Origin of the sequence: Chitinophaga pendula (assembly GCF_020386615.1) — a bacterium.
GTDB lineage: Bacteria > Bacteroidota > Bacteroidia > Chitinophagales > Chitinophagaceae > Chitinophaga > Chitinophaga pendula.
Window position 1 is genome coordinate 5,584,315 of record NZ_CP077769.1, and the last position, 13,603, is coordinate 5,597,917.

The 13,603-nt window shown below is 48.3% G+C and carries 8 protein-coding genes; 6 read left to right on the forward strand and 2 right to left on the reverse strand.

The window, feature by feature from the left end; all coding sequences use genetic code 11:
• Window positions 1-330 precede the first annotated feature (330 nt).
• Entirely contained in the window at window positions 331-2,658 is a 2,328-nt protein-coding gene (locus KTO58_RS20625) for a GAF domain-containing protein (RefSeq protein WP_095837580.1), read from the forward strand.
• Window positions 2,659-2,948: 290 nt separating this feature from the next.
• On the opposite strand, the gene KTO58_RS20630 is transcribed toward KTO58_RS20625, so the two are convergent.
• Both KTO58_RS20630 and KTO58_RS20635 read right to left on the reverse strand, forming a co-directional pair.
• Complete coding sequence (locus KTO58_RS20630) at window positions 2,949-6,599, reverse strand: BamA/TamA family outer membrane protein (RefSeq protein WP_095837579.1); 3,651 nt, start codon at window positions 6,597-6,599, stop codon at window positions 2,949-2,951.
• Between the two features lie 10 nt (window positions 6,600-6,609).
• On the reverse strand, window positions 6,610-7,449 hold the full coding sequence (locus KTO58_RS20635; protein WP_095837578.1) for a hypothetical protein: 840 nt from the start codon (window positions 7,447-7,449) through the stop codon (window positions 6,610-6,612).
• A gap of 87 nt (window positions 7,450-7,536) precedes the next feature.
• Between KTO58_RS20635 and KTO58_RS20640 the strand changes: the two genes are divergently transcribed.
• The 5 genes from KTO58_RS20640 (at window position 7,537) to KTO58_RS20660 (ending at window position 13,550) form a co-directional block, all read left to right on the forward strand.
• Window positions 7,537-8,823, forward strand: a complete 1,287-nt coding sequence (locus KTO58_RS20640; protein WP_095837577.1) for a Pycsar system effector family protein — start codon at window positions 7,537-7,539, stop codon at window positions 8,821-8,823.
• A 38-nt stretch (window positions 8,824-8,861) separates the two neighbouring features.
• Window positions 8,862-10,937 (forward strand): polyphosphate kinase 1, encoded by a 2,076-nt coding sequence (ppk1, locus tag KTO58_RS20645; RefSeq protein WP_095837576.1) that lies wholly within the window; start codon window positions 8,862-8,864, stop codon window positions 10,935-10,937.
• 123 nt (window positions 10,938-11,060) lie between these two features.
• Window positions 11,061-11,591: a thioredoxin family protein gene (locus KTO58_RS20650; RefSeq protein ID WP_095837575.1), complete on the forward strand. Its 531-nt coding sequence runs from the start codon at window positions 11,061-11,063 to the stop codon at window positions 11,589-11,591.
• Window positions 11,592-11,601: 10 nt separating this feature from the next.
• Window positions 11,602-12,123 carry a DUF4442 domain-containing protein gene (locus KTO58_RS20655; protein ID WP_095837574.1) on the forward strand — a complete coding sequence of 174 codons (522 nt, stop codon included), beginning with the start codon at window positions 11,602-11,604 and terminating at the stop codon, window positions 12,121-12,123.
• 23 nt (window positions 12,124-12,146) lie between these two features.
• The gene (locus KTO58_RS20660) at window positions 12,147-13,550 is read left to right on the forward strand and encodes an MBL fold metallo-hydrolase RNA specificity domain-containing protein (RefSeq protein ID WP_095837573.1); all 1,404 of its coding nucleotides are present in this window, start codon (window positions 12,147-12,149) and stop codon (window positions 13,548-13,550) included.
• The last annotated feature ends 53 nt before the right edge of the window (window positions 13,551-13,603 follow it).

Sequence of the window (13,603 nt, forward strand, 5' to 3'; positions counted from 1 at the left end):
CAGAAATTTGTCCGGCAATCGACTTCATAGTATCTTTGCATACCTCCTGCAATACTTCTCCTACACTGTTTTGACGCTGAAGACTTACTACGCCATGATGGGGCGTACTATTGTTGTATAATAACGTAATTGGTTTCTTCCTGGAACTGTTAAAAGAAGCGACCAAATGAAATAAAAGCGGGACCTAATCGTCCACATATTATAGACTGTCACACTTAATCCTGCAAATGGTACACTTATAAAGGTATTTGATGGATTGAATTTTATCGTTTTCTGCCTTGTCCAACCGGCCAATCGCCTATAAGCGAGGCATACCAGAATTTGGATTTTATGAAAGTACTTACTGCACATCCGGGCACCTTTGAAGATCAAAAAATCATTGATAGCCAGATATCTTTTGCGCCTTTTGTTCGTTTTTTGAAAACGAAGGTAGCGGAGGGTAATGATGCCCGGACCACTCAATATAAGGAGATCATCCGCAAGTTTGAGGCGGAGCCTGCTACGTTGGCGCCTATGCCTTACGACACTGATCTTTCGCGTTTCCAGGAGTACCTGGACATTGTAGTAGCATCGGTATTTCCGGTGACTATTGATACCAAACATGATATTTACGGGGTAGGCGTACCATTCCGGTTTGCGTTGTTGCATTATTCGGATATGTTCCGGCAGATATTCACTGGTGGGGGCGATCAGCTGGCGACTGTGCCGGTGGGTGTTTCTATAGACAAGGTGAAGAATGATAAGATGGAGTGGCTGTACAAGCTGATCCTGGAGCGGGTATATAATTTCCCTGTTACTTATAAGAACGAGATCATTCACACTTTTGTTTCTCCGATGAGCGGGTTGAAGAAGTTTGTGAAGGTGCATATTGATCCTCAGTTTGTAGATGTGAAGGTGAAGGGTAAGCTGCCGACGTTGGATTACAATACTTTCTGTAACTGTACCAATACGGTGCAGACGTTGCAGGAGTTGTTGCCACTTGACCTGTTTACGCTGGAGGGTTTTGTGATATGGACGGTACAGGATGTAACGAAAGAGGAGACTACGAACCGGGTAAAGAACCTGGTATTGAATATGCGTGAGGAGAATGAAGTTGCTACTTATGAGCGGATGGGTGAGATATTACAGATCATTGCGGAGAGTAAGGATGCGAGTGCGCATATTACGCCATTTCCGGAGGTGAACAATCATCCGGTGCTGGAGTCCCGTTTTTGTGAGAATAGTCCTATACTGGGTATTTCTGGTAATAACAAACAGCAGCAGCAGTTATTCGCGCAGTTGCTGGAGCATGCGCAAAAGCATCCGGAGCCGCTGGTAATTCCGGAGGTAACGGATGATATACTGGCGCAGTATCCTTTTCTGAAGTTCCTGCCAAGGAAGCGTGTGAAGAGCTTTGTGCTTTGTCCGTTGTATCATGAGGACAAGCTGCTCGGTGTGTTGGAGCTGGCGTCTCCGAAGGAGAATAGTTTCAGCCTGGAAAGCCTGGGGACTATGTACCCGGTATATTCGTTAGTGATCATGTTGTTGAAGAAGAGTATGGAGTTGCTGAAGAACCGGGTAACGAATGTGATCAAGCAGCAGTTCACGGCGTTGCAACCGGCGGTGGAATGGAAGTTCATGGAAGCGGCGTGGCAGTATTTAAGTGCACCGGAGGAAGAGAGAAAGGATATTGACAATATCACCTTTAACGATGTATATCCTTTGTATGGGGCGGTAGATATCCGGAATTCTTCTACTGAGCGTAGCAATGCGATCCATGAGGATCTGCAGGAGCAGCTGGAGCTGATAGGCCGTATACTTACGGAGGTACATAGCAAGATACATCTGCCATTACTGGAGGAATTGTTGTACAAGAATAAGGAGTTGATAGCAAGTACGCGTGTTAAGTTGCAAGCTGAAGATGAGATACGGGTGAATGATTACCTGGAGCATGAGATCTCTCCTTTGTTCCGGCATTTGCAACAAAGTCATCCAGATCTATCGACGGTGCTGGAGCAGTACTTTACGGCGGTGGATCAAACGGAGGGGCATGTATTGCATCACCGGCAGGAGTATGAAGAGAGTCTGGCCAGGATCAATACGGTATTGGGTCAATTCTTCGATAAGGAGAAGGACCAGATACAGCTTTCGTTCCCCTGTTATTTTGAGAAGTACCGTACGGATGGGGTGGAATATAATATTTACATCGGGCAGTCTATTTCCTGTGACCGGCAGTTTGATATGTTGTATCTGCGTAATCTTCGGTTGTGGCAGGTATCTTCCATGGCGGAGATAGCTAAACTGACCCATCGTCTGCAGCCGGAGTTGAAGGTGCCATTGCAGACTACGCAGTTGATCCTTGCGCATAGTAATCCTATTGATATCAGTTTCCGTAATGATGAACGTCGTTTTGATGTGGAGGGTGCTTATAATATCCGTTATGAGATCATCAAAAAACGTATTGATAAGGTACATGTGAAAGAGACGGGACAGCGGCTGACGCAGCCGGGGACGATCTCTATTGTATATGCTTATGTACGTGAGATGGAGGAGTACCTGAAGTACATTACGTTCTTACAGAACAAGGGTGTACTGCAGGAGGGTGTTGAGACGCTGGAGCTGGAAGATTTGCAAGGTGTGAGTGGTCTTAAGGCGCTACGTGTGAAGGTGAAGAGCTGATAACCATCATCCAGATACGCTACCATAGAGGGGGTTATTCCATAAGGGATAACCCCCTTTTATATGTGATTGATTTACAGGGAGCCAGCTATACAATGCTTATACGAGTGATACAGGATGATTAAACGAATGATACAGGAGAGGTGGACCTGAGCACTTAAACAAATAACAATCAGATACATACAATTAATAAAAAAACCCCTACAAGCAGATAATCAACCTGTTAGGTGTTATATAAAAAAGGCTGTCTACCTATTGGCAGACAGCCTGTATGATGGGTGATTAAATAGCTAGAATCGCCAGCCCAATGTGATGTATGGCAGTGTTTCTTCTTTGGAGTGGCCTACTACGGCGGTGATCATGAACATATCGAGCGGCACGAAATAGAGGCCGCCGCCGTATCCATCATGCCATTCGTGGGAGGTTTCTCCTTTTTGCCATACGCGGCCGACGTCGTTGAAGGCGATGAGGCCGACGGTAGCCGGGAAGAGGTATGACTTGAACTTGAGGAGTTTGATACGGGCTTCCATGTTGTTGTATACCATGCTGGTGCCATTGAAGCGGTAGTTGCGGTATCCGCGGAGGTGTTGAATACCGCCGAGCATCATGCCCTGGAAGTATTCGGGGTTACCCCACTGTACGCCGCCGCCGAAGCGGCTGATGATGACTACGCTGGCTGGTATGCGGAAGCTGGTGAAGAAGCTCAGGTCGGTCTGGAGCTGCATGTAGTTTCTCTTTTCTTCATTCAGGCCCTGGTTGCCTAGTAGGGATGTGGTCCAGAAGACGCCGCGGGAAGGTAATACCTGGCTGTTGCGGGTATCTACCTGGAGGGCGAGGCGGAGGCCGGCGTAGTATTTATCGCGGAAGACGGTGAGGGAGTCGAGACCATTTGTTTTGAAATTGGTGACGAAGCGGCCCTGATTTTCATCTTTATCCAGTGCGTAGTAATTAAACGTTGGTCCGTATGCGAGGGATATATGTGTTGCTAGTTTTGATTTGAGGAGTGCTTCTACGTTGAAGAGGTTGTACCTGGCGCGGTAGTAGCTGATATTTTTTCCATTGCTTTTATCGAATACGGTTTCGTTGCCCTGTCCGAAGAAGTTGATGGTATTGTGAGGAGCACGTGCGCTCGCGAAGAGGAGCACATCTGTTTTACCGAATACGTCGGTGAATTCGCCCTGATAGCGGAACTGGAATGCGCGAGTGGCGAGGGCGTGGCTGGCGGTAAAGGTATGTTTGACGGCGAAGGGTTCTTTGCGGAATCCCTGGCCGATGTGTTGTACTCCCAGGCCGAGCAGGATGCCATCATCGCGGTTGAAGCCAGCGGTGATGAGAGGCATAGTTTTATTGTATTTGAATGCCCTGCGGTTGTATTGTATGACGCCGGGGTTGGAGGAGAGTCTTTCTCTAGCGCCATTGAGGAGGAAGCTATCTTTTCCATTTTTCAGGTCGTAGATATGGACTCTTTTGCCACCGTGGGCGTTACCGGTTTCTGTATAGGTATCTGCGTCTTTACCACCGATAAGGCGGATGCGCAGAGGAGAAGGGTGTGTGCCGGAGAGCTGGAATCTATCTTCTCCGCCGAGGCCGTAGAAGCGTATTTCTTTTGTTACGGCGGGGTCGAAGGTACGGGAGTAGATGCGTTGTTCTGTTTCTCCTTTTTTGCTGATCTTATATACGTTGACTGCGAGTTTTCCTTCGGGCAGTCTTTCTATGTTGAACAGCTCATTTTTCTCTGTGCCGGTTACGTCTACTTCGCGTGAGAGGAATCGATAGTATTTCATGGCTTCTCTTTCGAGGATGTCTCTTCTTGCTTTGAGAACGCGGAGGGTACGCTCGCCGACGAGGTGCCGGATGGTATCGGGGAAGCGGTTAACGGCGGTTTGGAGTACGCTATCGGATATTGCTGTTAGGAACTGGCGGACATCTGTCTGCCATTGTTTTTCGTCGAGTTCGTTGAGGAAGGATCTGTCGAAGTGCCGTGCGTTGAAGTTGTATCCCTGTATGTAAGGTATTTTTTCGCGGAAGCCCTGGAACTTGGGTAGCAGCCATGGTCTTGATGCCTGGCGGGAGATGAATCCTTCGTTGACAAAGAAAGCCTGATCGCGGTCGCGAGGGATCGGATAGAACTCTTTTTGTTTTTTGTGTTTGTCGGCGTACCATCGCCATTGGTCTTCGTGACGGTCCCAGTCGGCAATGAATATATCCAGGAGGCGGGCGCGCAGTACGGCTTTCTGGTGAACGGTATTATCGTTGTCGCCATTGATCTGGTCGAGGACTTTTTCGGTGTTGTATGTTTTGCTGGTGACGGGTTCTCTTTCTTCGAACAGGTATACGTCGTTGCCGAAGCTTTGGCGGTATATGCCGAGTGACGTGTCTGCGGGCAGGAATACCATAGTAGGATTTGCATGGGGTACGCCTACTGCGTCGGCCAGTATGGGTATGGGGAGAGGGGCGTATGGGTTGGCGGCGGATATCTGGTCTTGCACGACATCTTTGGCGATGGTCTCTCTCAGTTCTTCCGGTACTGCTTCGTCCGGATATTTTTTGAGGGACCGGAGTACCCATTCACGGCCGGTGCTATCTTCGAGGCGCAGGCTGCGGGTTTGTTTACCACCTCCTCTTTTGAGGATCTTCAAGCCACCTTTTTCTTTTTGCAGATCTATTACGGGGAAGTTCATGGGAGTGGCCCATACGTTGCGGTAGTTGTTTCCGAGGAGGAACCGGTGGAAGCGACCTACTTTTTCGTACTGTGGATCTATCGGCATGTGTATTACCGGCGGTAGTGTTTTTGCCGGGGTGATGCTGGCGGCGACCTGTTTGCGGATATCCTGCAAGCTGAGTAACCGGGAGGTGAAAGCGGGTGTGTCTTGTTGTGCCAGGTAGTATTGTACGCGGAGGGTGCCATCTTGGAGGAGTTCGAGGGCGGCGTATCCATTTTCTTTGGAGGCGAACTGTGATTTACGACCTTTTTTTACGCGGGTGTCTTTGGCGCCGCTGCCGCTGATGACGTAGGCATTTTGTCCGTCGCGGATGAACTGCAGGGAGTGATCATGACCGGAGACATATACCATGGGACCATGAGGTTTGAAGGCTTCTTCTATTCCTTTGATCATTTGTTGATAGAGGGGATGTGGGAGGTCTTCGGGAGTACCGAATACGCCTCTTGCGAGCGGGTATATAGAACCTATTACCGGCAGCGGGATATATAGTGAAGGTTTAAGATCGGTGAGGGGGAATATATGTTGTTTGAAGGTATAGTATCCACCATGAATGCCATAGCTTCTAAGCGGGTGGTGAGCGGCGAAGATGAGTATTTTATCCTGATTGCGGATGACGATATCGGAGAGTGCGGCCAGGACATCTTCTTTTGTTTTGCAGTCGCAGGAGGAAGTAAGCCCTGGTTTTTCGTAAGGGAATAGCCACCATTCGGTATCCATTATCACGACGGTGATATTTTTGCCGACGGCTATTTCTTCGGGGCCTGGGCATCCATCTTGCGGGAGCATGCGGACGTTAGGCAGGTTGAGGGAATCCAGGTATCGTTGTTGCTGGCGGATGGTTTGCCATCCACCAGGTTTTGATTTGAGCCAGTCATGATTGCCCGGTATGAAGTAGGCTTGTGCTTTGGTATCTCGTACGAGATTGGCTTGGTAGTCGAGTATTTCTTTAGCATGTGGGAATGACCTGGCGGAGGCATCTGGCAGTCCGAGGGGATATACGTTATCGCCTAGAAAGAGGACGGTATTTTTGTCTTCCTGTAGGTTGTAGCGGTTGCGTACGGCATCTATTACCGGATTTTTACCATCATGGTGTAGTTCTCCGGCGTCGCCGATGAGGATGATACGTTGTACTACGCTATCTGTATTTGATTGTGCAGTTACTGTCTGCCAGCCCCATGACAGGAAGGCCAGCAGTATTGCCTTGCGGATGATGAACATATATTCACAGTTATGGCTTGTAGACGAATTTCAGGATATTGGCGGTGCCTTCTCCTGCTTCATTGGAGATATACATATCTCCATTTTTGGCGAAATATATCCCTTCGGGTTGCAGGAACAGTTTGTTCTTAAAGGGATATGTTTCCAATACTTTTCCCTGTTGGGTGGCTATTACCAACATGTGATTAACGTTGGAGATGATATACAGTCTTTTATCGATAGGATGAATGGTTGCGGCGGAGGGTCTGAAGTGTTTGATTTCTCTGCCTGCGAGGCGGGAGATGTCGTCGAGTGAGAGCTGGAATACGGGAGCAGGGTCGTATTGCATGCTGTTGAGATCGAAGCGGTATGCGCTGGTGACTCCTTTCTTTTTATCGTCTTCACAGTTTTTGCAGAGGAGGATGACGCCCTGGCCGGAGGAGTCTATGTAGGCAGATTCGAACTCTTGTTTGCCCGGGATGGATAGTTTGTATTCGGAGGATGAGGTGCTATCTGTGAACATATTATGTACGTGATAGAGGGTGCCGTTACTCTTTAACACCATCCAACCCTTATATGTTTTAACGATATCTTCATAATCGCCGGAGCGGCCGAATTTCCAGTATGGGTATGGTTCATCTGCGGAGAGGTCAATTTTATAGATGCGGCCTTCTTCGTCGTTGATTGCGTATATATTGTTTTCGTCGGGATCGAGTACCAGTCCTGATATTTCCTGCATGGACTCACGTACGCGGAAACGTTGGGGGTCTTGCAGCTGATAACCTTTTGGGGTGGAGGGTTGTTTTTTTTCCTGTTCGGAACTAGCATTACAGGAGAGGATGATAATCAGCAGAAGAGCCAGATAACGCATACGCTTAACAGTTATTGTCTACAGTAAAATTAACTTAAAAATGCTGTATCTTGCTCCTACACATCTTTGTTTTTTCAATGATCGGTTATGCAAACAGGTAAAATTATTGATGCGGCGCAACAATTCGTAGAGGCGCAGTATCAGCAGCATCCACATCCTAGGCTCATATACCACAATCTAATACATACCCGGCAGGTGGTACAGGCGACGTCGCAGATAGCGGCGCATTATCATCTTGAGGGGGATGATCTGGAGGCGGTATATGTGGCGGCGTGGTTTCACGACATTGGTTATTTATCGGGGCCGGGGCAGCAGCATGAGGAGCGGGGTGCGGAAGCTGCTGTGAGCTTTTTACGACAACAAGGTGTTGCTGAGGCATTGCAAGAGAAAGTATCTGGCTGTATACTGGCGACCCGTATGCCACAGGTGCCGACTAACCTGATCGAGCAGATCACCTGTGATGCGGATTTGTTTCACCTGGGATCGCCTGCCTTTAAGGACCGTAATAAGTTGTTACGGAAGGAAGCGGAGATGGTAGCTGGCAAGGAGATATCTTCTGCGACGTGGACGGAGACGACGTTGTTGTTTATGGAGCAGCACCGTTACCACACTACTTATGCGCAGGCGTTATTGAAGCAGCAGAAGGAGGAAAATATGGACCGGTTACGTAACAAGCTGGAGAAGCAAAAGGCTGCTACTGCAGAGGTTTCTTCTGCGAACCTGCCGACGGTAGTAAGCGCTGAGGCATTAGCGGCTGTGCCGGCGGCGACACAGCTGATGACATTGGGTAAGGAGGGGAAAAAAGGTAAAAAAGACAAGAAAAAAGATAAAGAGAAAAAACCGGAGCGAGGTATTGAGACGATGTTCCGCACTACGTCTTCCAATCATATACGGCTTAGTTCGATGGCAGACAGTAAGGCCAACATTATGATCTCGGTGAATTCGATCATCATTTCGATTATCCTGTCGGTGTTGTTGAGAAAGCTGGAGGACAATCCCAACCTGGTGATTCCGGCTATTATATTTCTATGTACGAGTGTGACGACGATCATCTTTGCGGTGCTGGCGACGCGTCCGAATGTCACCAATGGTCGTTTTACGCAGGACGATATACGTGAGAAGCGTACGAACCTGTTGTTCTTTGGTAACTTTCATGAGATGGCGTTGAAAGATTATGACTGGGGTATGAAGGAGATGATGCAGGACGCCAATTATCTTTATGGGAGTATGATACAGGATATTTATCACTTGGGAGTGGTGTTAGGGCGCAAGTACCGGTTATTGCGTATTGCGTATAATGTGTTTATGTTCGGGCTTGTTATTTCAGTGCTGGCGTTTACGATCGCTGTTATTTTCTTTCCTATCAAGGACTAGCTGCATTTATTCTACTATTCTCTTATTCTATCGACCACATGGCATCTACAGGTATTCCATTATACAACCGTGATCTCAGTTGGCTTTCGTTCAATTACCGGGTGCTTACTATGGCTCGTGATGAGCGGGTGCCTTTGTTTGAGCGGGTGCGATTTCTTTCTATCTTTTCTTCCAATCTGGATGAGTTCTTCCGGGTGAGGATGCCGGCTATAATTGCTGTGAACCGTTTGCTGGACAAGGATGCCAGTGCGTCCGGCGATGAGACGCTTACGAGAGATACGCTTACGCAGGTACAGTTGATGATCAGTCAGCAACAGCAGGAGTTTGGTAGTATATTGAGTACGCAGTTACTGCCTGAGTTACGGCAGCGGAAATTGCATTTGTACTATAATGAGGCTATACATCTGAAGCATCATGCTTTTACGAAGGCGTATTTTTTAACGCGGGTGTTAGCTTATCTGCATCCGGTATGGTTGCAATCTCAACCTGGTCAGCGTGTTTTTCTTGAGAATAATGCGTTGTACCTGGTGGTGTGTATGCAGGCGCCGGGAGATGCACAAGGCTTATTACATGCTGTTGTGAATATTCCCAGTGATCAATTGCCACGATTTATCAAGTTGCCCTCGGAAGATGACGTGACATATGTGGCATTGCTAGATGATATTGTCAGGGATTATTTGTCTTATGTATTTCCGGGGTATACTGTCAGCGGGAGTTATAGTATCAAGATCACGCGGGATGCGGAAGCGGATATGGATGAATTGAAGGGCGACGTGCTGGAGCAGGTGGAGACGATGATTGCCAAACGGGAGTTGGGTATTCCGACCCGTTTTCTATTTGACGCTAAGATGCCCTTACCGGTGCAGCAATGGCTGGCGGCTTATTTCGAGGTGTTGCCGCAGGAGATGGTACAAGGCGGTCGTTATCACAATCTGAAGGACCTGGCTGATCTGCCGATGCCGGCATCTACTATCGGGATGACGTATCCTTCGTTGCCGGCGGCCCGGGTGACGGCGTTGGATGAGGCGCCCAGTTTACTGGACCTGGTGCTGGAGCGGGATGTGTTATTGCATATCCCTTATCAGCGTTATGACTATATACTTCGATTCTTTAATGAAGCGGCGATCGATCCTGATGTGCAGGAGATTTATGTAACGTTGTATCGTATTGCGGCAGGTTCTCAGATTGCGCATGCACTTATCAGTGCTGCTAAAAACGGGAAGCAGGTGACAGTATTTGTGGAATTGAAAGCGCGATTTGACGAAGCCAATAACATCCGATGGTCTAAGCAAATGAAGGAGGCCGGGGTGAAGATCGTGTATAGTATCCCGGGGTTGAAGGTGCATGCGAAGATTGCGCTTGTAAAGCGGAGGCGGGGCTATCACTATGATTATCTGAGCCTGATGGCTACGGGTAATTTCAATGAGAATACGGCGAGATTTTATACGGATCATGTGTTGTTGACCTCTCACGGTGGTATTACGCAGGAGATGGAGTTGTTATTCATTTACCTGCAGACCAGGGAGCAGCCGTTGGCGTATCAATTTCTGCCTTTCCGGCATCTGTTGGTGGCTCAGTTCAACCTGGTGGACCGGTTCAGTGCGTTGATAGACCGGGAGGTTGAGCATGCGAAGGCGGGGCGTCCGGCACATATTATCATCAAGCTGAATAATCTGCAGGAGCAGCAGATGATTGCGAAGCTGTATGCTGCCAGTCAGGCGGGTGTGCAGGTGGACCTGATCGTTCGTAGTATCTGTTGTCTGCAACCGGAGCAGCCGGAGAGTGGTAACATACGTGTAAGGCGTATTGTGGACCGTTTTCTGGAGCATGCGCGTATATTTATCTTTCACAACAATGGGATGCCGGAGACCTTTATGGGATCGGCGGACTGGATGAATCGCAATTTACACCGGCGCATTGAGGTATGTTTTCCGATCTATGATGCGGTGCTGGCGGAGCAGGTGCGGCATATCATTGCCTTACAATTATCCGACAATACGAATGCTGTGATGCTAAATGCGCAGCTTAAAAACATCCCTGTAGCGGCGGCACCTGGCAGTGAGCAGGTGAATGCTCAGCGGGACACGCATGCTTACGTATTGCATTTATCCTAGCGGTTCTGTCTGCTGCTGGCATATATTCTCCCCACATTTACTTACATTCGGTATTCCAACCTGCGGCTATACAGGTTAGGGATGTGCTATTATTATCATTATCAGATCAAAAACCGACTAAAGATGAAGTTCTTAGGCACCCTTGTATTAGGTTTGACACTGGCTATTCCGGCCACCTATGCACAACAGCAGCCTGTGGCGACGGCGGCGGCGCAGACATCTGCTACGTTTAATCTTTATAACCCGGCTGCGAATGCGGCGGCGGATATCAAGAAGGCTACGCAGCAGGCTGCGAAGGAAAAGAAACATGTGTTATTACAGATTGGCGGTAACTGGTGTATTTGGTGTAAGCGGTTGCACAAGTTTATAGAGGATGATAGTAATCTGAAGGGTTACCTGGACAGCAATTATGTGGTGTATCATCTTAATTACAGTAAAGAGAATCAGAATCTGCCGGTATTGAAGCAATTGGGATTCCCGCAGCGGTTTGGGTTTCCGGTGTTAGTGGTACTGGATGGCAAGGGTACGCGTTTGCATACGCAGAACAGCGGTTTGCTGGAGTCCGGCAGTTCTTATGATAGGGAGAAGATACTGGCGTTTTTCAAGCAATGGTCTCCTACTGCTTTAGATCCTGTACATTATACGCAACAATAATTGAGTGCTTATGTCTACTGCTATTTCGTCTGCAAATTTTTCTGAGAGCCGGATCGAGCGTTTTCTCCGGATGGTGTCTCATCCGTTGAAGTTTTCCTTGTTTATGTTCAGCAAGTTGCCTTCGGCGTATATTGCCGGTGTACGTGTGCGGCGTGTGCAGCGGGATGGGGCTACGACATCGGTGCCTTACAAGTGGTTATCTCAGAATCCTTTTCGCAGTACTTATTTTGCTTGTCTGGCGATGGCGGCGGAGCTAAGCACAGGATTGCTGGCGATGCTTTACATACAGAGTGCGCCGGTGCAGGTGTCTATGCTGGTGACGGGGTTGCAGGCAAGTTTTCACAAGAAGGCGGTTGGGCGTACTTACTTTACCTGTGATGAGGGTATTGCTATCCGTGATGCGATAGCGACGGCTATTGCTACGCAGCAAGCGGTGAGTATCGTTGTAAACAGTCATGGTAAATCGGAAGACGGCACATTAATTGCGTCGTTTGCTGTGACGTGGTCTTTTAAAGCAAAGAGCAAATCGTAATTACAGTTCCATAATACACCACTATGAAGATAGCATTTCACGGGGCGGCCCGCACTGTTACGGGTTCCAAACATTTGATCACACTAAAGAACGGCAAGAAGATACTACTAGACTGTGGAATGTTCCAGGGTATGGGCAGGGAAACGGATGCGTTGAACCACGATTTTGGATTTGATCCTACGGAGGTGGACGTGATGCTGCTGTCGCATGCGCATATTGACCATTCTGGTCTGATACCGCGGCTGGTGGGTATGGGTTACCGGGGTACTATTTATTGTACACCTGCTACGCGGGATCTTACAGAGATATTGCTAATGGACTCTGCCGAGATACAGGAAGACGATATCAAGTTCACCAACAAGAAGCGGGCGAAGGAAGGGTTACCTGCTATTGCGCCGCTTTATACGGTAGAAGATGCAAAACGGGCGGTAACGCGGCTGAAGGCCATCAAATACCAGGTATGGACGAAAATTATGGACGGGGTGGAGATATTGTTCACTGATGCGGGACATATCATCGGCAGTGCAGCTGTTCATCTGCGGATTACAGAAAATGGCAAGACGCAACAGGTTACTTTCAGCGGTGATATCGGTCGTTATGGGGATGCAATATTACGTTCACCAGCTCCTTTTCCGCAATCGGATTTCATCATTATGGAGTCGACCTATGGCAGTACGTTGCATGCTGAGGCGGCGCCATCTGATGCTGCGCTGATCCAACATATCCAAGATACCTGCATTGGCAAGCGAGGTAAATTGATCATCCCGGCATTCAGCGTAGGTCGTACGCAGGAGCTATTATATTCTTTGAACCAGGCGGAGCTGGAAGGCAGGTTACCTAAGGTGCCTATTTTCGTAGACAGTCCTTTGTCTATGGAGGCAACGGAGGTAGTTAAGAGTCATCCTGAGTGTTTTAACAAAACCATTTCGAAGCTGCTGGAGACGGATAGTGATCCTTTTGATTTTCCTGGTCTGCATTACATACGGAGCGTTGATGAATCGAAAGCGCTTAACTTCCGCAAGGAGCCATGTGTGATAATCTCTGCTTCAGGGATGGCGGAAGCGGGCCGTGTAAAACACCATATTGCCAACAATATCGATCAGCCGCGCAATACCATTCTTATTGTCGGTTATTGCGAGCCTCAGTCATTAGGAGGCAGGCTGATGAGAGGTGCCAAAGAGGTATCTATATACGGCACGCGTCACGAGGTGAAGGCATCGGTAGGTGTGATCCGGTCTATGAGTGCTCACGGAGATTATGAAGATCTGAGTCAATGGTTATCCTGTCAGGATACCCGTGGTGTAAAAAAATTATTCCTGGTACATGGAGAGTATGATGTGCAGCAGATATTTAAAAGCTGGCTGGTGAAGAAGGGTTATCATGATGTAGAGATACCAGACAGGCATTATGAGATAGGACTTACCTGATTGCTATTAAATAAAAAAAGGCGAAGGTCCGGTTGTATATGCAGCCGGGCCTT